Source organism: Paraburkholderia sp. GV068 (assembly GCF_003058125.1).
GTDB lineage: Bacteria > Pseudomonadota > Gammaproteobacteria > Burkholderiales > Burkholderiaceae > Paraburkholderia > Paraburkholderia graminis.
In genome coordinates this window covers 54,307-75,544 of record NZ_QBUB01000024.1, presented here as the reverse complement: position 1 = coordinate 75,544, position 21,238 = coordinate 54,307, and the positions used below count along the sequence as shown (strand labels likewise).

Annotated in this window: 19 protein-coding genes; 10 read left to right on the top strand and 9 right to left on the bottom strand. The window is 63.7% G+C overall.

Annotation, left to right across the window (positions count from 1 at the left end; translation table 11 throughout):
• Positions 1 to 197 precede the first annotated feature (197 nt).
• From mtgA to mpl, 5 genes are all read right to left on the bottom strand, one after another.
• The gene (gene mtgA / locus C8K18_RS30935; RefSeq protein ID WP_107710850.1) at positions 198 to 920 is read right to left on the bottom strand and encodes a monofunctional biosynthetic peptidoglycan transglycosylase; all 723 of its coding nucleotides are present in this window, start codon (positions 918 to 920) and stop codon (positions 198 to 200) included.
• Between the two features lie 46 nt (positions 921 to 966).
• Positions 967 to 1,830 (bottom strand): shikimate dehydrogenase, encoded by an 864-nt coding sequence (aroE, locus tag C8K18_RS30930; RefSeq protein WP_107710849.1) that lies wholly within the window; start codon positions 1,828 to 1,830, stop codon positions 967 to 969.
• On the bottom strand, positions 1,827 to 3,929 hold the full coding sequence (locus tag C8K18_RS30925; protein ID WP_107710848.1) for a ribonuclease catalytic domain-containing protein: 2,103 nt from the start codon (positions 3,927 to 3,929) through the stop codon (positions 1,827 to 1,829). The genes aroE and C8K18_RS30925 overlap by 4 nt, the downstream gene beginning before the upstream one ends.
• Before the next feature lie 241 nt (positions 3,930 to 4,170).
• Positions 4,171 to 4,773 carry a YqiA/YcfP family alpha/beta fold hydrolase gene (locus C8K18_RS30920; RefSeq protein ID WP_006051865.1) on the bottom strand — a complete coding sequence of 201 codons (603 nt, stop codon included), beginning with the start codon at positions 4,771 to 4,773 and terminating at the stop codon, positions 4,171 to 4,173.
• Positions 4,770 to 6,164: a UDP-N-acetylmuramate:L-alanyl-gamma-D-glutamyl-meso-diaminopimelate ligase gene (gene mpl / locus C8K18_RS30915; protein WP_107710847.1), complete on the bottom strand. Its 1,395-nt coding sequence runs from the start codon at positions 6,162 to 6,164 to the stop codon at positions 4,770 to 4,772. Before mpl ends, C8K18_RS30920 begins: the two co-directional genes overlap by 4 nt.
• A 291-nt stretch (positions 6,165 to 6,455) precedes the next feature.
• Between mpl and C8K18_RS30910 the strand changes: the two genes are divergently transcribed.
• The 10 genes from C8K18_RS30910 (at position 6,456) to C8K18_RS30865 (ending at position 14,799) form a co-directional block, all read left to right on the top strand.
• Positions 6,456 to 7,109 carry a hypothetical protein gene (locus C8K18_RS30910; RefSeq protein ID WP_006051863.1) on the top strand — a complete coding sequence of 218 codons (654 nt, stop codon included), beginning with the start codon at positions 6,456 to 6,458 and terminating at the stop codon, positions 7,107 to 7,109.
• A 9-nt stretch (positions 7,110 to 7,118) separates the two neighbouring features.
• Positions 7,119 to 7,688, top strand: a complete 570-nt coding sequence (locus C8K18_RS30905; protein WP_107710852.1) for a TlpA disulfide reductase family protein — start codon at positions 7,119 to 7,121, stop codon at positions 7,686 to 7,688.
• A 194-nt stretch (positions 7,689 to 7,882) separates the two neighbouring features.
• The gene (gene aroQ, locus C8K18_RS30900; RefSeq protein ID WP_013589650.1) at positions 7,883 to 8,338 is read left to right on the top strand and encodes a type II 3-dehydroquinate dehydratase; all 456 of its coding nucleotides are present in this window, start codon (positions 7,883 to 7,885) and stop codon (positions 8,336 to 8,338) included.
• Between the two features lie 71 nt (positions 8,339 to 8,409).
• Positions 8,410 to 8,889, top strand: a complete 480-nt coding sequence (gene accB / locus C8K18_RS30895) for an acetyl-CoA carboxylase biotin carboxyl carrier protein (protein ID WP_006051860.1) — start codon at positions 8,410 to 8,412, stop codon at positions 8,887 to 8,889.
• A 164-nt stretch (positions 8,890 to 9,053) separates the two neighbouring features.
• Positions 9,054 to 10,421: an acetyl-CoA carboxylase biotin carboxylase subunit gene (accC, locus tag C8K18_RS30890; RefSeq protein WP_006051859.1), complete on the top strand. Its 1,368-nt coding sequence runs from the start codon at positions 9,054 to 9,056 to the stop codon at positions 10,419 to 10,421.
• Between the two features lie 3 nt (positions 10,422 to 10,424).
• Positions 10,425 to 11,327, top strand: a complete 903-nt coding sequence (prmA, locus tag C8K18_RS30885) for a 50S ribosomal protein L11 methyltransferase (RefSeq protein ID WP_107710846.1) — start codon at positions 10,425 to 10,427, stop codon at positions 11,325 to 11,327.
• 48 nt (positions 11,328 to 11,375) lie between these two features.
• The gene (locus C8K18_RS30880; protein ID WP_107710845.1) at positions 11,376 to 12,689 is read left to right on the top strand and encodes a DUF3426 domain-containing protein; all 1,314 of its coding nucleotides are present in this window, start codon (positions 11,376 to 11,378) and stop codon (positions 12,687 to 12,689) included.
• A gap of 73 nt (positions 12,690 to 12,762) precedes the next feature.
• The gene (gene tpx / locus C8K18_RS30875) at positions 12,763 to 13,263 is read left to right on the top strand and encodes a thiol peroxidase (protein WP_006051856.1); all 501 of its coding nucleotides are present in this window, start codon (positions 12,763 to 12,765) and stop codon (positions 13,261 to 13,263) included.
• 95 nt (positions 13,264 to 13,358) lie between these two features.
• Positions 13,359 to 14,297, top strand: a complete 939-nt coding sequence (locus C8K18_RS30870) for a carbohydrate kinase family protein (protein WP_006051855.1) — start codon at positions 13,359 to 13,361, stop codon at positions 14,295 to 14,297.
• Positions 14,298 to 14,322: 25 nt separating this feature from the next.
• Positions 14,323 to 14,799, top strand: coding sequence for a glycine zipper 2TM domain-containing protein (locus tag C8K18_RS30865; protein WP_006051854.1), 477 nt, complete (start codon positions 14,323 to 14,325; stop codon positions 14,797 to 14,799).
• Between the two features lie 259 nt (positions 14,800 to 15,058).
• On the opposite strand, the gene C8K18_RS30860 is transcribed toward C8K18_RS30865, so the two are convergent.
• From C8K18_RS30860 to C8K18_RS30845, 4 genes are all read right to left on the bottom strand, one after another.
• On the bottom strand, positions 15,059 to 15,706 hold the full coding sequence (locus C8K18_RS30860; protein WP_006051852.1) for a histone H1-like DNA-binding protein: 648 nt from the start codon (positions 15,704 to 15,706) through the stop codon (positions 15,059 to 15,061).
• A gap of 30 nt (positions 15,707 to 15,736) precedes the next feature.
• Positions 15,737 to 16,063, bottom strand: a complete 327-nt coding sequence (locus tag C8K18_RS30855) for a hypothetical protein (RefSeq protein ID WP_006051851.1) — start codon at positions 16,061 to 16,063, stop codon at positions 15,737 to 15,739.
• 84 nt (positions 16,064 to 16,147) lie between these two features.
• A complete protein-coding gene (locus C8K18_RS30850) occupies positions 16,148 to 17,380 on the bottom strand; it encodes a ribonucleotide-diphosphate reductase subunit beta (RefSeq protein ID WP_081653099.1) in 1,233 nt (410 codons plus the stop codon).
• A gap of 716 nt (positions 17,381 to 18,096) precedes the next feature.
• Entirely contained in the window at positions 18,097 to 21,102 is a 3,006-nt protein-coding gene (locus C8K18_RS30845) for a ribonucleoside-diphosphate reductase subunit alpha (RefSeq protein WP_006051848.1), read from the bottom strand.
• Positions 21,103 to 21,238 lie beyond the last annotated feature (136 nt).

Here is a 21,238-nt window from a genome sequence, read left to right as displayed (position 1 = left end):
GCTGGCGGTGTGAGCCCGCTTTCTTTGCTTACTTTCTTTGCGGCGGCAAAGAAAGTGAGTGCCGCCCCGCACAGGGGCAACGCCAATAGACCACCATGAAATCAAGGAAAGGCCAAAGCAAGCCAGGGACAACACAAATAGACCACAACGAATTCAACGAAAGGCCAAAGGGGTAAAAAAGAGCGCCACAGGCAAAACTACTCGGGCAACTCAGCCGCCCCCATCCTCCTCCCAATCACCCGCGACCTCTGCGAAAGATACCTGGACCCGCGATGCTCATCAAAATACCTGGGCTGCGGCAGCATAACCGCCAACCGCGCCGACTGCGCCGCACTCAGTGCACTCGCCGACGTCTTATAGTAATAACGCGCCGCCGCCTCGGCGCCATACACACCGTTGCCCCACTCGACGGAATTCAGATAGATCTCGAAGATGCGCTCCTTGTCCATCAAGGTCTCCAGCATCCACGTGACAATCAACTCCTGCCCCTTGCGGATATAACTCTTCTCACGCGATAAAAACAGGTTGCGCGCCAATTGCTGCGTGATCGTCGAGCCGCCGCGCACAATCTTGCCCTTCGACTTGTTGCGCTCCCACGCCTGCAAAATCGCGTCCGTTTCGTAGCCGTTGTTGGTGACGAAATTCGCGTCCTCGGAGGCAATGATCGCCCGCTTCAGATTGCGCGAAATCTGCTCATACGGCACCCACGTATGCTGCATCGAAAGATCGGGCCTCTCTCGCGACAAGCGCCACGCATCCGAGCGCATATAGGCAGTCGAGCGCGGATTCACATAGTTCCACACCGCGATCTGCGCGAAGTAAAACACCTGCGTCGCGAGCCACGCGAACACCAGCACGGCGACAAGATAAACGATCCATCGCGCCGGACTCGCCCGGCTCGCGCGCCGCGTTGCTGTCATCGTAGTGAGTGGCCTCGTGTGAATGCAGGTGTGACGGACGCGCGCGTCAGGCGTGCGACGGCGCCGTCAACAACGCGCGCAGTTCGGCGAGCACAGGCGCGCCGTCGGGCCGCACGCCGCGCCAGACGTAAAACGATTCGGCCGCCTGCTCGACCAGCATGCCGAGACCATCGGCGCCACGCGCGCCGAGCTTCGCCGCGTGCTCCATGAACACGGTCGGATGCGCGCCGTACATCATGTCGTAGGCCAGCGTGCCGCTGCCGAACGCGCGCTCGTCGCACTCCGGCAACGACGCTTCGAGACTCCCCGCCGTCGCGTTGACGATCACGTCGTAAGCGCCCGCCTCGATCGCGCGCGCGTTGCCGCCGCTCAGACGGCAAGCGGCGTCACTCGCGGCTTGCGCGAACTGCGCGACCAGCGCCTCGGCCTTCTCGGCCGTCCGGTTGACGATGGTGAGCGTATGCGGCGCGCGCTCGAGCATCGGCAGCACCACGCCGCGCGCGGCGCCGCCGGCGCCAAGCAGCAGAACGCGCGCGCCCTTCAGCGGCACGCCGAGATTCACTTCGATGTCGCGCACGAGCCCGAAGCCATCGGTGTTGTCGCCGTAGATGCCGCTCGAATCGACGCGCAACGTATTCACCGCGCCGGCAGCGGCCGCGCGCGGCGACAGGCTGTCGGCGAAAGCGTGTGCGTCGAGCTTGAACGGCACTGTCACGTTGAGACCGCGGCCGCCCGCGTCGATAAAGGCGCGCACGTGCGGCACGAACGCGTCCACTGGCGCGAGCAACGCGCCGTATTCGAGCGCCTCGCCCGTCTGCGCGGCGAAGCGGCTGTGAATGAACGGCGATTTGCTATGGCCGACCGGATTGCCGATCACCGCGTAACGGTCTTTCGTTTCTGCCGCGCTCATCGTCCGGGTTCCGTGATGTGCTGCCCGGCGTCGGCATTCGACGAACCTTCGCTGCCCGAAGCATCGTTCGCATTGGAATCGCCTTCGGCATCCGCTTCGGCTTGCGCCTCGGCTTCGCTCTCGGCGCTTTCATCCGATGCCTCGACGATCTCCTCTTCTTCGCCTTCGTCCGCTTCGCTGCCGCTCGTCACAGTAGGCGCGTCGAGCACATGCAGAAGACGCACGGACGCCTCGACAGTCAATTCGTCGATCGACATCACTTCCATCTGCAGGCGCGTGCCGCGTGCGTGCACGCCGAGCCCCGGCACATGCAGCAGCAACGGAATCTCTTCGAGCCGCACGAGATCGCCCTTCACCACCGACGCCACCACCTGCTTCCTGTTCTCCTGCTTCAACCAGCGCAGGCACCAGAAATATTCCATGCGACGCTGATGATCGGCGTACGCGGTATACGTATCGTCGAAACCTTGCACGACGGCGAACAGATCGGCGTCTTTCGGCTTGAACGGCGCGGCCAGCTTCGCGGTCACGCCATGCTGCACACAAGCGAGCAACTGCCACTGATTCACCAGGTCGACGTAACGGCGCAGCGGCGACGTGCTCCACGCGTACTGCGTGACGCCGAGCCCTTCGTGCGGCGCGGCATTGGTCTGCATGCGCGTGCGCTTCGGCCCGGTCGGCGCGCCGAACGCGCGCTGCGTGCGATAAATGCCCGGCACGCCGTGATCGTGCAGGAACGCACCCCACGACGAGTTCGCGAGAATCGCCAGTTCGGCGACGATCGTGTCGAGCGGCGAACCGCGCCGGCGCGGCGTAATCGTGATGTGTTCGCCTTCGACGTAGAAGTTGAAGTCGGTATTGCGCTGCACCTCGCGGCGCAGACCGTAGCCCGCGCGCGCGGCCTGACGCTTTTCGAACAGCGCCTGCGCGAACGGCCACAACACCGCGATGTCTTCCTTGTGCGGATACTCGCCCGTTCCGGCGGCGAGCGCTTCTTCGGTGACGAGTTCGTCGAGCGTGTTGTGACGCAGATTGTTCTTCACGAACACGCGCTCGGCGCGCGTTTCGCTCGCGACGATTTCCTGCGTCTCGCGATTGACGATCACATAGAGCGACAGCGCCGGACGCAAACCGCCCTCGGCGAGCGTGAACGCATCGACGACGCTGTCGGGCAGCATCGTGATCTTGTCGCCCGGCATATAAACCGTCGACAGACGCGTGCGAGCAATCGCATCGACCTCGTCGCCGCGCTGAATGCCGAGCGCCGGCGCCGCGATGTGCACGCCGATCCGCACGCGGCCGTCCGCGAGATGCTCGACGGAGAACGCGTCGTCGATTTCAGTGGTCGTGATGTCGTCGATCGAGAATGCCTGCACGTTGGCTTCCGGCAAATCGTCCGGCAAGCTGCCGAGCGTGACCGGCGGAAAGCCGGTGCCGTGCGGGAAAAACTCGGCGAGGAATCTGGCCTCATGCAGCGCGCGCGCCGACGGAATCGCGCCGCATTCCAGCATCAGCCGCGCCTGCGAGATGCCGCGCGCGGCCGCGGCGGCTTCGAGCGCCTTGTACTCGATGGTGTTCTTGTCGGGCTTGGTCAGCAACGCGAGCGCCGTCTTGCCGGTGAACGCCTCGGGCAAACGGCCGGCCTTCAGCTCTTCCTCGTAGCCCTGCTGGATGAGCGCCTGCTGCCGCTTGCGCTCGAGGCCGGCGAGCGCCATCTTGAGCTGCTCCTGCGGCGCGCGCTGATACATGCCGCGACCCTTGCGACGGAAATACACCGGCGCGCCATGCATGCGCAGCACCAGCGCCGCGCGTTCGGTCGGACCGAAACGCTCGCCGAAATATTCCGCGCCGAGCGTGGCGAACGGAAACTCGTCGTCGGGCGCGCATTCCCACAGGAAGTCGAGATCGATGTCCTGCGCGACGGCGTCCGCTTCCTGCATTAACTCGGCCGCGCCTGGCTTGTCGAACTCGATCAGCACATCCTTGGCGCGCACCTTGGCGCGGCGGCCGCCCGGCAACTCGACCTGAAACGCATCGCCCTGGCGCGACAGCACGCTGCCGGCCTTGAAACTGCCCGATTCCTCGAAGAAAACGTTCACTCAATACTCTCGTCTGACTTGCATCCGCCGGCGTGCGCGGCACGGCAACGTGTTCGTGATGGTGGGTCCGCCGCGCGCGACGCGCGCATGCGGCATGAATCTGTGCGGCATGAATCTGATGGCGGCCAGCGCTTCCACTGCCCGCGCGGCCCCGCTTTCTGGATCGCGCCGGCTACGTTCGGCTTCGACCCGGCCAGGCGTTCGCTATGTCTGGCTAACTCTGGTTAAGTCCGGCTATTGCTCAAGCTGCTTCGCGCGGCGCAGGCGGCTCGACGTCTTCGGCGTCGCAAAAGGCCAGTACGTCGTCGACATAATCGGCGAACTCGCTGATCGCGTGGTCGCTGCCCTCGATCAGCGTCGTGCGCGCGCCCGGATAGTGCGCGAGCATTTCGCGGTAGTCGAGCACTTCGTCGCCGGTCGCGGCCAGCAAATAATAACGTTCGGGGCGCGTGATAGACGTCACACTCAGCGCCCGCAATTCGTCAAGATGATGTGGCTCGACGACGATGCTGCCGCCGCCATGCCACAACGGCTGCTCGCCGAGATAGGCGCTCAAGTCGCGTTGCGGCACGACCGCGGGGTTTAGCAGCACGGCCGGCCAGCCATGCTTTTCCGCCAGATACGTGGCGAAGTAGCCGCCGAGCGAACTGCCGATAACGGTCACGCGCTGCGTGCCGGCGGCGGCCACCAGCGACTCCGCGAGCGCAATCGTCTCGGAGGGTGAAACCGGCAGCATCGGGCAGCACCATTCGTCGCTGCGACCCAGTTCGACAAGGCGCGCCGCCAGCAGGCGCGCCTTGAAAGAATTCGGCGACGAGCGGAAACCGTGCAGATAAAGAATCACGTGGCGCCTCGCGCGGAAAGGGCGTCGAGCAGTTTCTGATGCACGCCGCCGAAGCCGCCGTTGCTCATCACCAGGATTTGATCGCCGGGGCGCGCCGCGTGCACTACCGCTTTGACGAGCGCGTCGAGATTGTCGAAGGCTTGCGCGTTGGCGCCGAGCGGCGCGAGTGCTTCGCCCAGGTTCCAGCCGAGCGCGTCGCGGCCGCTCGGCGCGCCGTAGCCGAACACGAGATCGGCGTCGGCGAGACTGGCGGGCAGTTGCGCCTTCATCACGCCGAGCTTCATCGTGTTCGAGCGCGGCTCGAGCACCGCGAGAATGCGCGTGTTGTCGCGGCCCACGCGTGCGCGCAGGCCCGCCACGGTCGTTTCGATCGCGGTCGGATGATGAGCGAAGTCGTCGTAGACGGTTACGCCGTCCACGCTGCCGCGCACTTCCATGCGCCGCTTCACGTTGCGAAAGCTCGCCAGCGACTTCGCCGCCTGCGCCGGCGGCACGCCGACATGGCGCGCGGCGGCGAGCGCGGCGAGCGCGTTCATGCGGTTATGTTCGCCCTGCACCTGCCACTCGACCACGCCCGCACGCTCGGCGTTGTGATACACGGCAAAGCGTTCGTCGACGGGCACGCCGTCTTCCGCGGGCAGCGTTTCCCAGCCGCCCTGCACGCCGAAGCGCTCCACTTCGCTCCAGCAGCCGCGCGTCAGCACGCGCTCCAGCGCGTCTTCGCGACCGTTCGTCACGACGCGGCCAATGCGCGGCACGGTGCGGATCAGATGGTGGAACTGCGTCTCGATGGCGGCGAGATCCGGGAAGATGTCGGCGTGATCGAACTCGAGGTTGTTCAGCACGGCCGTTTTCGGCCGGTAGTGGACGAACTTCGAGCGCTTGTCGAAGAAGGCGGTGTCGTATTCGTCCGCCTCGATCACGAAGAAGCTGGAATCCGTGAGCCGCGCGGACACGCCGAAATTGAGCGGCACGCCGCCGATCAGAAAGCCGGGGTTCAGACCGGCGTCTTCCAGCAGCCACGTCAGCATGGACGTGGTAGTGGTCTTGCCGTGCGTGCCGGCCACGGCGAGCACCCATTTGCCGTTCAGCACGTGTTCGCCGAGCCATTGCGGGCCCGACACATACGGCAGGCCGCGGTCGAGAATCGCTTCCATCAGCGGATTGCCGCGCGTGACCACATTGCCGATCACGAACAGGTCGGCGTTCAGGCCGTTCAACTGCTCCGCGTCGTAGCCCTCGATCAGCCGGATGCCTTGCGCCTCGAGCTGCGTGCTCATGGGCGGATAGACGCCGGCGTCGCAGCCCGTCACCGTGTGGCCCGCGCCGCGCGCGAGGACCGCGAGACCGCCCATGAACGTGCCGCAGATACCGAGGATGTGGATGTGCATAAGCCTGTCGTGCCGCGCGGGCGTTTTTCCTGGAAGGCCCCTCACCCGGCGCTTGGCGCCCGACCCCGAGGGGGCCAGAAAAACGCCGGGCGGCCGGCGCTTTGCTGCGAGGGATGGGAGATGGGGAGCAGCCGAAACGGCTGCCCACAAAGGTCGCTATTGTAACCGACGCCTCCCGAAGACCTAAGCGCGCCCGCCCGCCCCGGCACGCCCCGGCACGCCCCTGGCACGCGCCCACAGCGGTCCGGGCCGCCGGAAAGGGCTGTCATCAATCTCTAGTATGATGGACGAATGGTTCGCAAATCACATTTTGATCCGCAGCGCGTGCGCGAGGAAATCGCGGTCGCGGCCGCGCGCCTGATTGCAGAAGACGGTCTCGACTACGCAACGGCCAAGCGCAAAGCGGCCCGGCAGGTGGTCGGGGAAAGCCGCGTCGCCGGCGAATGGCTGCCGGATAACGACCAGATCGAGGAAGAAATCCGCGAATACCAGTCGCTCTTCCAGGGCGACAGTCAGCCGGCGCTGTTGCGGCGCCTGCGGCGTATCGCGGTCGAATGGATGGAGCGGCTCGCGCCGTTCAATCCGTACCTGACGGGCGCCGTGCTCGGCGGCACGGCCGGCGAGCATTCCGACATTCACCTTCAGTTGTTCTGCGACGACCCGAAGGAAGTCGCCATCTACTTTCTGAACGCGAACATTCAGTACGACGTTTCGGAGACGCGCCATTTCGCCGGGCGCGGCTACGTCGAGACGCTGAGCTTCCTGTGGCGGTCGGCGAGCGAAGGACGCGACGCCGAACCCGTCGGGGTTCACGTCGCCCTTTACCAATCGGACGACCTGCGCGGCGCGGTCAAGGCCGACGCGCGCGGACGCACGGCGCGCGCGAATCTGCAGGCGGTTCAATTGCTGCTCGACGGCGGCGGCGTCGCACCTTCCACCAACTAGACACGCATGATGGACACCAGACGGATTCTCTTCGGCGTTTTCGTCGCCGTGATCGCGGCCGCAAGCGGCGTCGCGGCCAATCACTGGCTGAACGGCCGCCACCACGAGGGCGATGGCGTGAGCGATGTGGCGCAGACAGCGCAGCCCGCATCGAAAGAAAGCGCCGTGGCGCAGCTTTGGGCGATGCCGGTCAAGACAGCCGACGGCAAGCCCGAATCGCTAACTGCGCTGAAGGGCCGGCCAATTGTCGTCAACTTCTGGGCGTCATGGTGCGGCCCCTGCGTCGAGGAAATGCCGGCGCTGTCGCAACTTCAGCGCGACTACGCGGGCAAAGGCATCCAGTTCGTCGGCCTTGGCGTGGATTCGGAGAAAAACGTCCAGACATTCCTGCAAAAGGTGCAAGTCGCCTATCCAGTCTACGTGACGGGCTTTGGCGGCGCCGACCTCGCGCGGGCCTTCGGCAATACGGCGGGCGGGCTGCCATTCACCGTAGTCATCGACGCCAACGGCAACGTTCGCGCGACAAAATTAGGCCAGATCGATCCAAAAGCGCTGAAACAGACGCTCGACTCGCTGTAAATTTCCTAATCTTTTGACATCCGTTTGCGGCGGAAAGGCGCGAAGTTACGCGGAAATCGCGCGGAATTGGGAGAAGTTGAACCGCCGCGCAGCCGTCAAAAGAGCGCTCACAACGCGCCGTCCGTGAAGGAAACTAGACAAGTTTCTCTAATCAGCGCTAAAGTGCGCCCAATTCCACGGAAAAAGAAGCGACCATGACGCGACTGCTGGTACTGCACGGCCCCAACCTCAATCTTCTCGGCACACGGGAACCCGAGGTTTATGGCCGCGTGACGCTCCCGCAGATCGATCAGGCGCTCGCCGATCGCGCAGCGGACGCCGGGGTTGAACTGGCGTCGTTCCAGAGCAACCACGAAGGCGCGCTCGTGGATCGCATCCAGTCCGCGCGCACCGAAAAGACCGATTTCATTCTGATCAATCCCGCCGCGTACACGCACACCAGCGTGGCGATTCGCGACGCGCTGGCGGGCGTAGGTATTCCGTTCGTCGAGATTCACCTGTCGAACGTGCATCGCCGCGAGCCGTTCAGGCACCACTCGTATTTTTCCGACCAGGCCGAAGGGGTGATCTGCGGTCTCGGCTGGAAGGGCTATCTGTACGCGCTCGAATTCGCGCTCGACCGGCTGGCGGCCGGTTCGTCGCGCGCCTGAATCAACAACACGTCTAATTTGCGCCGGCCGCCCACGCGCCGGCACTTCCACGCATTGAAAGGGGCTTCCTGATGGATCTACGTAAACTGAAAACTCTGATCGACCTGGTCTCGGAGTCCGGCATCTCCGAACTCGAAGTGACCGAGGGCGAAGGCAAGGTGCGCATCGTCAAGAATGCGCCGCCGGTTTACGTGCAACAGTCCCCTTCGTACGCGCCGCAGCAGTTCGCGCAGGGTGCGCCGGCCAACGGCGGCGAAGCTCCGGCCGCAGGCGCCGCGGCAGGCGCTCCGGCGACGCCGGCTGCAGCCGCTCCGCAGGGCCACGTCGTGACGTCGCCGATGGTCGGCACGTTCTATCGTGCGCCGTCGCCGGGCGCCGAGCCGTTCGTCCAGGTCGGCGATACGGTCAAGGAAGGCCAGACGATCTGCATCATCGAAGCGATGAAGCTGCTCAACGAAATCGAGTCGGACAAGTCCGGCGTCGTGAAGGAAATCCTCGTCGAAAACGGTCAGGCGGTGGAATACGGCCAGCCGCTGTTCGTGGTCGGCTAAGTGGCTCACCGCGGCGGCGCACCCGCGCCTTGCCGCGCGCATGCCGTTGCGCTCGCTGTGCCCCTTGCGTTACTGGCGCCCGTTGGGCACGGCGCGCATCCGATCTTCTGAGGCAGCCGGTGTTGTGAACAACCCGGCGCCCACTGATGAGTCGAAAACCCGCTATGTTTGAAAAAATCCTCATTGCCAATCGCGGCGAGATCGCGCTTCGTATCCAGCGCGCCTGCCGCGAACTCGGCGTCAAGACGGTCGTCGTCTATTCGGAAGCCGACAAGGAAGCCAAGTACGTGAAGCTCGCGGACGAGGCGGTCTGCATCGGCCCGGCGCCTTCGAATCTCAGCTACCTGAACATGCCCGCGCTGATCAGCGCGGCGGAAGTCACCGACGCCGAAGCGATCCACCCCGGCTACGGCTTCCTGTCGGAGAACGCCGACTTCGCCGAGCGCGTCGAGCAGTCCGGCTTCACCTTCATCGGCCCGCGCCCGGAAACGATCCGGATGATGGGCGACAAGGTGACCGCCAAGCAGACGATGATCAAAACCGGCGTGCCCTGCGTGCCGGGTTCGGAAGGCGCGTTGCCCGAAGATCCGAAAGAGATCGTGAAAATTGCGCGCCAGGTCGGCTATCCGGTCATCATCAAGGCGGCGGGCGGCGGCGGCGGCCGCGGCATGCGCGTGGTGCACACGGAAGCGGCGCTCGTCAACGCGGTCAACATGACGCGCGAAGAAGCCGGCCGCGCGTTCGGCAACCCGCAGGTCTACATGGAGAAATTCCTGGAGAACCCGCGGCACATCGAAATTCAGGTGCTGTCCGATTCGTTCAAGAACGCGGTCTGGCTCGGCGAGCGTGACTGCTCGATGCAGCGTCGTCACCAGAAGGTGATCGAGGAAGCGCCGGCGCCGGGCATCGCGCGCCGTCTGATCGACCGGATCGGCGATCGTTGCGCCGACGCCTGCAAGAAGATGGGCTATCTTGGCGCGGGTACGTTCGAGTTCCTGTACGAAAACGGCGAGTTCTACTTCATCGAGATGAACACGCGCGTGCAGGTCGAACACCCGGTGACGGAACTGATCACGGGCGTCGACATCGTGCAGGAACAGATCCGCATCGCGGCCGGCGAGAAGCTCGCGTTCCGTCAGCGCGACATCGTCTTCAAGGGCCATGCGATCGAATGCCGGATCAACGCCGAAGACCCGTTCAAGTTCATTCCGTCGCCGGGACGTTTGACGTCGTGGCACATGCCGGGCGGTCCCGGCATCCGCGTCGATTCGCATGCTTACAATGGCTATTTCGTGCCGCCGAACTATGATTCGATGATCGGCAAGCTGATCGCTTACGGCGCCACGCGCGAGCAGGCGATCAAGCGGATGCGCATCGCGCTGTCGGAAATGGTCGTGGAAGGCATTCAGACGAACATCCCGTTGCATCGCGAGTTGATGCTCGACGCGAAGTTCGTCGAAGGCGGCACGAGCATTCACTACCTCGAGAACCGGTTGGCCGCGAAGCAGCAGGCCGCGCCGGAAGAAGCGTAAGTCATGAGTTACCGGGAACTGGTCGCCGAACTGGCACGCGAGCACGCGGAGGAATTGTCCGACGCGCTGCTCGAGTTGGGCGCGCTGTCGGTGTCCGTGGAAGATGCGGACGCCGACACGCCCGATGAGCAGCCGCTCTTCGGCGAGCCCGGTCTCACGCCCGATCGCACCGCATGGCAGCATTCGCGCGTGATCGCGCTGCTTGCGCAAGAGCATGATCCGGCGGTGCTGCTCGCGGCGGCATCGAATGAAATCGGTCTCGCCGCAGCGCCGCCTTTCACCGTGCGTGAAGTCGAGGAACAGGACTGGGTGCGGCTCACGCAGTCGCAATTCGATCCGATTCCGATTGGCGAGCGGATCTGGGTCGTGCCGTCGTGGCACGACGCGCCGGACCCGAACGCGCTGATACTCGAACTCGATCCGGGCCTTGCGTTCGGCACGGGCAGCCATCCGACCACGCGTTTGTGCATGGAATGGCTGGAGCAATCGGTGAAGCCCGGACAGTCCGTGCTCGACTACGGATGCGGCTCCGGCATCCTCGCGATTCTCGCCAAAAAGTGCGGCGCGAATCCGGTGTACGGCATCGACATCGATCCGCAAGCGGTCGAGTCGGCGCGTCACAACAGCGAGCGCAACCGCGCTGAAGTCACCTACGGCTTACCCGACGAATGTCCGACCGGTGAATTCGAGATTGTGGTCGCCAATATCCTGTCCAATCCGCTCAAGCTGATGGCGTCGATGCTGTCGTCGAAGGTCAAACCCGGTGGACGGATCGCATTGTCCGGCATCCTGGCGCGCCAGGCCGACGAAGTCGCGCAGGTGTACGCGCGGTGGATCGACATCGGCGTATGGCGCGAACACGAAGGCTGGGTATGCTTAGCGGGAACGCGTCGCGAAAGCCATTAGAATAAGGCGCATTGTCCAACCAACGGCCTCCTGGCTAACCGGCTCACTATGCTTCTGGCAACGCGCTGCCCCTTCTGCGAAACCGTTTTCCGCCTGCAACCGGCGCAGCTCGCGCTGCGTCGCGGGCTCGTGCGCTGTGGGCAGTGCCACGAAGTATTCGATGCATCCGGCAGCCTCTACGACATCAGCGAAGCCGGCGACTTCTCCACTGCAAGACAGGTCTCCGCAGCCGCTGCCATGGAGGCGCTTTCGGGCGCGCGCCCGAGCGGCGCGGACTTCAGCCCCTCAGCGTGGGACCCGTGGGCGCCGAGACCCACGCCGCTCTTCGAGGAACGCTTCAGGCACAACGCAGAGAACGTCTCGGCGCAGCCGCGCCACGTGGGCGCAGGTCCATCGGCGGCAGCGGGTGCAGCGGGTGCTGCGCCGAAGGAACCGCGCTTGCCCGCAGGCAGCGCGCCGACGGCTGCAGCCGATCACGAACCGCTGCTCGCGGACGCACCGCTCGAACCGTTCGCGTATGACACGGAACCGGCAAGCGAACCGGCAAACGAACCAGCAACGCAGCCGCCCGCCGACGAAGCACCGCGCGTCTGGCATAAGACAGAGCGCGCTCCCGGCTCCGAGCCCGACGAACCGGTGCTGAACGAGTCGGCAAGTTTCCACGGATTCCCCGACAACGAACCGCATTTCGGCACGACCGGCGTAGGCGCGGCCGGCCTCGGCACAACGCATCCGCACCCGCATTTCGACGACGATCTCGATCTGCGCGGCCCGGCACGCGCGGCAGCCACGCCGGACGGCGAGCCGTTCTCCGTGCAGCCGGTCAACGACGACGCCGATCCGTTCCCGGTGGTGCGCGAAACGCGCCCTGCCGAACCGCGCCGCCTCGCGTGGATCATCGGCGGATCGGTGGCGGCGGGACTGCTCGTCATCGCGCTGCTGGCGCAGCTCGCATGGTGGCAACGCGAAACGGTGCTCGTCTATATGCCGCGCAGCCAGGCGCTGTACACGAAGGTATGCGCGCAACTCGGTTGCCAGGTCACGGCGCCGCACGACATCGACGGTCTGCAGGTCGAGCCGTCCGATCTGCGGCAAGTCGACGGGCCGCATAAGCTCGAGTTGCGCATGCCGCTGCGCAACCGCTTTAACGTCGCGCTCGCCTACCCGGCGATCGAACTCACGCTGCTCGACGACCAGAACAACATTGCGCTGCGCCGCGTGCTGTTTCCGCAAGACTACGTGGCGCCGGGCACGCCGATCGCAGCCGGCCTGCCGCCGCACATGACGCAAACCATGATCGTGCGCCTCGATACGGGCAACGCGGTCGCGTCGAATTTCCGCGTACAGATTTTCTATCCGTAACGCATCCCCGCGCGTCCGGCTCGATTCGGGCGCGCTCACCGTCGTCACAGACGAACTTTCGGAGCACAACAACATGAGTCAAGTCACGCTGGGTGGTAACCCGATCGAAGTAGCCGGCAGCTTTCCGTCGGCCGGCCAGACCGCGCCTGCCTTCTCGCTGGTCGGCAAGGATTTGAAACCGTTGTCGCTCGCCGATTTCGCGGGCAAGCGCAAGGTGCTGAACATCGTCCCGAGCCTCGACACGCCGACTTGCGCGACGTCCACCCGCAAGTTCAACGAAGCCGCCGCGAAGCTCAGCAACACGGCCGTGATCGTCGTGTCGGGCGATCTGCCGTTTGCGGCGTCGCGCTTTTGCACGACCGAAGGCATCGAGAACGTCGTGACGGCCTCGACGTTCCGCGGCCATGACTTCGCGCAGGCGTACGGCGTCGACGTCACCAGCGGTCCGTTGACGGGCCTCACCGCGCGCGCCGTCGTCGTGATCGACGAGAACGACAAGGTCGTTCACTCGGAACTGGTCAGCGAGATCAAGAACGAACCGAACTACGACGCAGCACTCGCCGCGCTGAAGTAAAACCTCGGCGTAGCAGACTCCGGCGCCGCGCTCCACGCGCGGCGCTTTCACATCGTCACTCCGATTTCTTCATTCTTTTTACAGGAACGCTCGCCTTGGCTACGCTGATTTGCGGCTCGCTCGCCTACGACAACATCATGACTTTCGAAGGCCGGTTCCGGGAGCACATCCTGCCGGAGCAGGTCCACATCCTGAACGTGAGTTTTCTGGTGCCGACGATGCGCCGCGAGTTCGGCGGCTGCGCGGGCAACATCGCCTATTCGCTGAATCTGCTCGGCGGCGACGCGCGCATCATGGGCACGCTCGGCGAGGTCGACGCGCAGCTCTATATGGACCGCTTCCGGCAGCTCGGGCTGTCGACGGAAAACGTGCTGGTCGTGCCGGGCACCTATTCGGCGCAGGCGATGATCACCACCGACCTCGAGAACAACCAGATCACCGCGTTCCATCCGGGCGCGATGATGCAGTCGCATCTGAACCGCGCGGACGAAGCGAAGGACATCACGCTCGGCATCGTCGCGCCGGACGGCTACGACGGCATGATCCAGCACGCCGAGCATCTTGCAGCAGCGGGCGTGCCGTTTATCTTCGATCCGGGCCAAGGCTTGCCGCTCTTCGACGGTGCTGCACTGCGGCGCATGATTGAACTTGCGACCTATGTAGCTGTCAACGATTACGAAGCCAAACTTGTGAGCAACAAGACGGGTTGGTCGATCGAGGAGATCGCCGGCAAGGTCGAAGCGCTCATCGTCACGCTCGGCGAACACGGTGCGCAGATTCATCATGCGGGCGGCGTCGAAGACATTCCCGCCGTCAAGGCACAGCAGGTGCTCGACCCGACAGGATGCGGCGACGCGTTTCGCGGCGGCTTGCTGTACGGCATCGAAAAGAAGCTTGGCTGGGCGACCACGGGCCGTCTCGCGAGCCTGATGGGCGCGCTGAAGATCGAACAGCAGGGTCCGCAAAACTACGCGCCCACCCGGGCGCAGATCAACGAACGGTTCAAGCAGGCGTTCGGGTACGACCTGCCGTAATACCGAAAGCTATTGGAGTTAGGGAATGAGAACAACGAGTCGCCTGATAGTGGCCGCCTTGATCGCCGGTTCGCTGGCCATGTCGGGGTGTGCGTATAACAGCAGTTCCGCCGACGTCTACACCGCGTCGCAGGCGCAGCGCGAGGAAACGGTCCGCATGGGCATGGTCGACAGCGTGCGCGCCGTCAAGATCAGCTCGAACAACGGTCAGCCGAGCGGCCTCGGTGCGATCGGCGGCGGCGCGCTCGGCGCGGTGGCCGGCAGCACTATCGGCGGCGGCACGGGCTCGATCGTCACCGGCATTATTGGCGGTCTGGCGGGTGCGGTGGCGGGCAACTCGGTCGAGAACCGGGTGGCCGTGCGCGACGGTCTGGAAATTACCGTGCGGCTCGATAACGGCGACATTCGCGCGATCACGCAAAGCTCAACCGGCGAGATTTTCCGCGCCGGCGACCGCGTCCGGCTGCTTTCCAGCGGCGGCGTCACGCGCGTCACGCACTAAGCTTTCCCCTCTCGAGCGGCCAGCTTCATGCGGCCGCATCGACCTCACACGCATGCCCTCCCCTGTGCATGCGTTTTTTTTCGCCTGCGCATTCGTGCTGCTTCCGTTTGTATCGACTCGTACGGACGAAAAAAATCCCGTCGCCGAAACCGGCAACGGGATCCTGACCGAGTAGCGCTCGCGAGACTGCGTGAAGCGCTACTCGATCATCGACACATCATGCGATGCGTCGAAGTACTGCTACCGCTGAACAGCCCGATTACGGACGGCTGCCCGTCGGGAACGGCCATGCTGCTGCCGGGTTCAGCGCGGTCTTCACCGTTGCTGCCGGTGCGCTCGAAACGGAAGTCGCAGCGGGTGCAGGTGCAGCCTTCTTGGCAACAGCCTTCTTCGCAGGCGCGGCCTTCTTCGCGGGAGCAGCAGCGGCCTTCTTCGCAGGAGCAGCCTTCTTGGCAGGCGCAGCCTTTTTAGCAGCAGCCTTCTTCGCAGGCGCAGCCTTCTTGGCAGCAGCCTTCTTCGCAGGCGCGGCTTTCTTCGCAGCAGCCTTCTTCGCAGGCGCGGCCTTCTTCGCAGCGGCCTTCTTGGCCGGCGCTGCCTTCTTCGCAGTCGCCTTCTTGGCCGGTGCAGCCTTCTTCGCTGCAGCCTTCTTCGCCGGCGCTGCCTTCTTCGCTGCTACCTTCTTGGCCGGTGCTGCTTTCTTCGCTGCGGTCTTCTTGGCCGGCGCAGCCTTCTTCGCTGCTACCTTCTTCGCCGGCGCTGCCTTCTTCGCCGCTACTTTCTTAGCCGGAGCAGCCTTCTTCGCTGCTACCTTCTTGGCCGGTGCGGCCTTCTTCGCCGGAGCTGCCTTCTTTGCTGCGACCTTCTTTGCTGCAGGCTTCTTAGCGGCGGCTTTCTTTGCAGTTGCCATCATTTTCTCCTTCAGGTTTTCAGATGAGAGTCAGTTCAAACTACACCCTTCGTCAAAACCCGCTTCCCGCGGACGCTTCTCAGGGCGCGCGCTACGAAGCGGGCTATTCATCGGCGTACGCAGGTGCCGCGCGCTTACGCTAATGAATGCGGTAAGGCGCGCCGTGCCGCAAGGCACCGCGCGCCAAATGTCATCGGCGTTGGAAATCAACGCCGGTAATTGCTTGATCGAGCCGACGGCGATACCGCCGACGGCTTTTTCCGGGGGGAAGTTTGCCCATCCCACTGAAGGGTTCGCAAAGTGCCGGTCATGTTTGTGGGCCGCGAAGGCACGCGGCGCACGAGGCACGCTTTGCATCAGGCGGTTCAGCTCCTAAACATAATCGCCGCAGCCGAAGCCACGGCATCCCCATCGATGAATACATCGCGGTACGAACCCGGATCACTCCCAGGTCAGCGCGCCGCCAGTCTGATATTCGATCACACGCGTCTCGAAGAAGTTGCGTTCCTTCTTCAGGTCGATCATCTCGCTCATCCACGGGAACGGGTTTTCCTCGTTCGGGTACAGCGGATCGAGACCGATCTGCTGGCAACGGCGGTTGCAGATGAAGCGCAGATAGCTCTTGAACATCGACGCATTGAGGCCGAGCACCCCGCGCGGCATCGTGTCTTCCGCGTAACGATATTCGAGCTCGACCGCTTGCTGGAAGATCTCGCGGATTTCCGCGCGGAACTCAGCCGTCCAGAGTTGCGGGTTTTCGAGTTTGATCTGGTTGATCAGGTCGATGCCGAAGTTGCAGTGCATCGACTCGTCGCGCAGGATGTACTGATACTGCTCCGCAGCGCCGGTCATCTTGTTCTGGCGGCCGAGCGCCAGGATTTGCGTAAAGCCGACGTAGAAGAAGAGGCCTTCCATCACACAGGCGAACACGATCAGCGAGCGAAGCAGAGTCTGGTCTGTCTCGAGCGTGCCGGTCTTGAAGCCCGGATCGGTCAGCACATTGATGTACGGAATCAGGAACTCGTCTTTCGCGCGGATCGAGGGAACCTCGTGATACGCGTTGAAGATTTCGCCTTCGTCCAGACCCAGCGATTCGACGATGTACTGGTATGCGTGCGTGTGGATCGCCTCTTCGAACGCCTGGCGCAGCAGGAACTGGCGGCATTCGGGCGCCGTGATATGGCGGTAGGTGCCCAGCACGATATTGTTGGCGGCGAGGGAATCGGCCGTCACGAAGAAGCCCAGGTTGCGCTTGACGACGCGGCGCTCGTCTTCGGTCAGACCGTTCGGGTCTTTCCAGAGGGCGATGTCGCGCGACATGTTCACTTCTTGCGGCATCCAGTGGTTGGCGCAACCAGCCAGATACTTTTCCCAGGCCCACTTGTATTTGAACGGCACCAACTGATTGACGTCGGTCTGGCCGTTGATGATGCGCTTGTCGGCGACATTCACCCGCGCTTCGGAAACGGCAGCCGTTCCAGCAGCACGAGCAACGTTAGCAGCGGGAGCGACAGCGATGTCGTTCGCGAAGATGTCTGAAGCCGAGGGAGCATGAGGAGCGGAACGCGTTTCGACTTGCGAACCGACAGCCGATCCCGCAGCGTTGCGCAACACGTTCTGTTGCGTAGCGCTCGAGGGAGTTACGGCAGTGATCTCGTCATCCCAGTTGAGCATAAATGTCACCATCAATTTAGAACGGTTTGTACCATCTTTTCACGAGCGATAAAAGAGTCCGCTTGCGAAAAATCCTGTTTTCGATTCGCGTTGCTACGTTCATACAACACTTTGTTCAACAGACTGTGAACGTTGCCTTGAGTGATGCAACTTCAAGCTGTGTCGTCGAGGTGCTTCGCGAGCTCGAAGAGCAACGTGTCCGAGCGACGTTTCGCTGCTCTATCTATCTGTATTGCGGAGTGCGGTTGCTGTGTACTGCACTTCGATGCGCACTTCGATGCGCGTTGCGGGTTCGTCCGCGTTAGCGAGATGAAGTTCAATGCGATGTCGCGCGATGCATGTGGCCGGTTGCGTTGTTCGCTGCGTCGTTTCATCGCTGCATCATTTCATCGCTGCGTCGCTGCGTTGATTGAAGCGTTAGTGAAGCGGCGATTGAAGCGGCGGGTCTTGCAGTCGGTGTCGTCTTGCGCGCTTCGTGACATACCGACTCGTTGCTTCTCTACTTCACTTTGCAACGGTCCGACGATGAGCGGTGCGGCCTTCGACTTCATCCACCTTGCTTGCCGCGCCGCTCGTCGGCTTATCTCCGCTTCATCTCTATCAGGTTCGTCGATCGCTGCATGCGGGTCATTACCTAGAACGCTTCAGCAAACAACGAACCTGCTTACTGCGACTGCCTACTGCGACTACTCACTGCGACTGCTCGCTCTTGCCGCTTACTGGCAAGCCTCGCACTCGTCGAAGCCAGGATCGCCCGGACGCATCATGCACACGGGACCGTCCGCTTCGGGCGCTGCTTCCACTGCAACTGCCGGCGCTGCCGCCGTTGCCTGGAAACCGCCGACACCCGCACCGCCGCTCACGCCGAAGCCGCCTGCCGCGCCGCCGCCGACACCACCGGCACCGCCCGCACCTTCGCCGCCGCCCGAGCTCACTGCGTTCAACGCGCCGTGAGCGACCGTCGACTTCTCGACGTGCGTGGCCGCCATCGTGCGCAGGTAGTACGTGGTCTTCAGACCGCGCACCCATGCGAGCTTGTAGATCTCGTCGAGCTTCTTACCCGATGCGCCGCCCATGTAGATGTTCAGCGACTGCGCCTGGTCGATCCACTTCTGACGACGCGACGCCGCTTCGACCAGCCACTTCGGATCGACTTCGAACGCGGTCGCGTAGATCGCGCGGAGGTCCGCCGGAATGCGGTCGATGCGCGAGAGCGTGCCGTCGAAGTACTTCAGGTCGGCGACCATCACTTCGTCCCACAGACCGCGTGCCTTCAGGTCGCGCACCAGGTAGTCGTTGACCACCGTGAATTCGCCCGACAGGTTCGACTTCACATACAGGTTCTGGAACGTCGGCTCGATGCAGGCCGACACGCCGATGATGTTCGAGATCGTCGCGGTCGGCGCGATCGCGATGCAGTTCGAGTTGCGCATCCCGTAGGTGGCGATGCGCTGACGCAGTTCCGTCCAGTCCATCGACTCGCTCGAATCGACTTCGACATAGCCGCCGCGCGCGTCGGCCAGCAGCTTGACCGAGTCTTGCGGAAGAATGCCGCGATCCCACAGCGAGCCGCGATAGCTCGAGTAACGGCCGCGCTCCTGCGCCAGTTCCGTCGACGCGTAGTAAGCGTAGTAGCAGACCGCTTCCATCGACGTGTCGGCGAACTTCACCGCTTCTTCCGACGCGTACGGCGTGCGCAGCAGATGCAGGCAGTCCTGGAAGCCCATGATGCCCATGCCGACCGGACGGTGCTTCAGGTTCGAGTTACGCGCCTTGGCGACTGCGTAGTAGTTGATGTCGATCACGTTGTCGAGCATGCGCATCGCGACGCTGACTGTGCGCTTGAGCTTGTCGTGGTCGAGCACGAGCGTGCCGTCGGCCTGTTCCTTCAGATGCGCGACGAGGTTCACCGAGCCGAGGTTGCAGACGGCAATTTCCGCGTCGCTCGTGTTCAGCGTGATTTCGGTGCACAGGTTCGACGAGTGGACGACGCCGACGTGCTGTTGCGGCGAGCGCACATTGCACGGGTCCTTGAACGTGATCCACGGATGGCCGGTTTCGAACAGCATGCCGAGCATCTTGCGCCACAGTTGCGCCGCCGGAACCTTCTTGAAGAGCTTGATCTCGCCGCGCGCGACCTTGTCTTCGTAAGCCGTGTAAGCCGCTTCGAACTCGGCGCCGAACTTGTCGTGCAGATCCGGGCAGGTGGACGGCGAGAACAGCGTCCAGTCGCCGCCTTCCATCACGCGCTTCATGAACAGGTCGGGAATCCAGTTCGCCGTGTTCATGTCGTGCGTGCGGCGACGGTCGTCGCCGGTGTTCTTGCGCAGCTCCAGGAATTCTTCGATGTCGAGGTGCCACGTTTCCAGGTACGCGCACACTGCGCCCTTGCGCTTGCCGCCCTGGTTCACGGCGACGGCCGTATCGTTGACGACCTTCAGGAACGGCACGACGCCTTGCGACTTGCCATTGGTGCCCTTGATGTGCGAGCCAAGCGCGCGCACACGCGTCCAGTCGTTGCCGAGGCCGCCGGCGAACTTCGAGAGCAGCGCGTTTTCCTTCAGCGCTTCGTAGATGCCGTCGAGGTCGTCGTCGACCGTGGTCAGGTAGCACGACGACAGTTGTGAGCGGCGCGTGCCCGAGTTGAACAGCGTCGGCGTGGACGACATGAAGTCGAAGCTCGACAGCACGTTGTAGAACTCGATCGCGCGCGCTTCGCGGTCGATCTCATTCAGCGACAGGCCCATCGCAACACGCATAAAGAATGCCTGGGGCATTTCGATACGCACGCCGTCGTGATGCAGGAAGTAGCGGTCGTACAGCGTTTGCAGACCGAGGTAGCCGAACTGCAGGTCGCGGTTGTTATCGAGCGCGGCGCCCAGACGCTTCAGGTCGAACTGCAGCAGCTTGTCGTCGAGCAACTCGGCTTGCACGCCGCGCTTGATGAACTGCGGGAAGTACTCGGCGTAACGCTCGCCCATTTCGGCTTGCGTGACTTCTTCTTCGAGAATCTCGCGGCGGATCGTGTGCAGCAGAATGCGCGCGGTGACCTGGCTGTAAGCCGGATCTTTTTCGATCATCGTGCGAGCGGCCAGGATCGCCGAGTCGTAGACCTGGCTCATCGGCACGCCGTCGTACAGATTCTTCACCGTTTCAGCGACGATCGGCTCGGCGCTCACGGCGTCGCCCAGGTTCGCGCAAGCGGACTCGATGATGCCGCGCAGCGCAGCCATGTCGAGCGGACGCGAGACGCCGTTGTCGGTAACGGTGAGACCCGGCGTGCTGCCGGCCACCTGTTCGTCGTGACCGCGCGCCTGGGTGCGCTTCTCGCGATACAGCACGTAAGCACGCGCGACGTTGTGCTCGCCGCCGCGCATCAGCGCGAGTTCGACCTGATCCTGAATGTCTTCGATATGGAACGTGCCGCCGTTCGGACGGCTGCGCACCAGCGCGCGCACCACGTTCTGCGTGAGTTGCTCGACCAGTTCGCGCACGCGTGCGGATGCCGCGCCCTGACCACCGTTGACAGCGAGGAATGCCTTCGTCACGGCGATGGCGATCTTCGACGGCTCGAACGACACCACGCTGCCGTTGCGGCGGATCACCTTGTAGTCGGCGTACGTCGCTTGCGGCGCGAGCGCCTGGGCGCCTTGTGCCTGGCCGAAAGCCTGGCCAGTCGGTGATCCCTCATACCGGGTCGTCGCGTTGTCGGTGGTTTGCATGTGCAAAGCTCCTGGTCCTGGAAATGTTGCGGCGAGTGCCGCGGATTAAAACGAACGCTGCGCCGCGTGCGCGAGCGATGGGGTGCAGGAAAGAGGCCGGCCTCGGCGGCTGACGGAATGCGACTGCGATGAAGCC

Excerpts from the sequence above, each read along its gene's own strand:
- prmA (WP_107710846.1), top strand. The coding sequence starts at position 10,425 with ATGAGTTACCGGGAACTGGTCGCCGAACTGGCACGCGAGCACGCGGAG.
- accC (WP_006051859.1), top strand. The coding sequence starts at position 9,054 with ATGTTTGAAAAAATCCTCATTGCCAATCGCGGCGAGATCGCGCTTCGT.
- C8K18_RS30855 (WP_006051851.1), bottom strand. The coding sequence starts at position 16,063 with ATGCAAAGCGTGCCTCGTGCGCCGCGTGCCTTCGCGGCCCACAAACAT.
- mpl (WP_107710847.1), bottom strand. The coding sequence starts at position 6,164 with ATGCACATCCACATCCTCGGTATCTGCGGCACGTTCATGGGCGGTCTC.
- aroQ (WP_013589650.1), top strand. The coding sequence starts at position 7,883 with ATGACGCGACTGCTGGTACTGCACGGCCCCAACCTCAATCTTCTCGGC.
- mtgA (WP_107710850.1), bottom strand. The coding sequence starts at position 920 with ATGACAGCAACGCGGCGCGCGAGCCGGGCGAGTCCGGCGCGATGGATC.
- C8K18_RS30860 (WP_006051852.1), bottom strand. The coding sequence starts at position 15,706 with ATGGCAACTGCAAAGAAAGCCGCCGCTAAGAAGCCTGCAGCAAAGAAG.
- C8K18_RS30845 (WP_006051848.1), bottom strand. The coding sequence starts at position 21,102 with ATGCAAACCACCGACAACGCGACGACCCGGTATGAGGGATCACCGACT.
- tpx (WP_006051856.1), top strand. The coding sequence starts at position 12,763 with ATGAGTCAAGTCACGCTGGGTGGTAACCCGATCGAAGTAGCCGGCAGC.
- accB (WP_006051860.1), top strand. The coding sequence starts at position 8,410 with ATGGATCTACGTAAACTGAAAACTCTGATCGACCTGGTCTCGGAGTCC.
- C8K18_RS30880 (WP_107710845.1), top strand. The coding sequence starts at position 11,376 with ATGCTTCTGGCAACGCGCTGCCCCTTCTGCGAAACCGTTTTCCGCCTG.
- C8K18_RS30905 (WP_107710852.1), top strand. The coding sequence starts at position 7,119 with ATGGACACCAGACGGATTCTCTTCGGCGTTTTCGTCGCCGTGATCGCG.
- C8K18_RS30850 (WP_081653099.1), bottom strand. The coding sequence starts at position 17,380 with ATGCTCAACTGGGATGACGAGATCACTGCCGTAACTCCCTCGAGCGCT.
- C8K18_RS30865 (WP_006051854.1), top strand. The coding sequence starts at position 14,323 with ATGAGAACAACGAGTCGCCTGATAGTGGCCGCCTTGATCGCCGGTTCG.
- C8K18_RS30910 (WP_006051863.1), top strand. The coding sequence starts at position 6,456 with ATGGTTCGCAAATCACATTTTGATCCGCAGCGCGTGCGCGAGGAAATC.
- aroE (WP_107710849.1), bottom strand. The coding sequence starts at position 1,830 with ATGAGCGCGGCAGAAACGAAAGACCGTTACGCGGTGATCGGCAATCCG.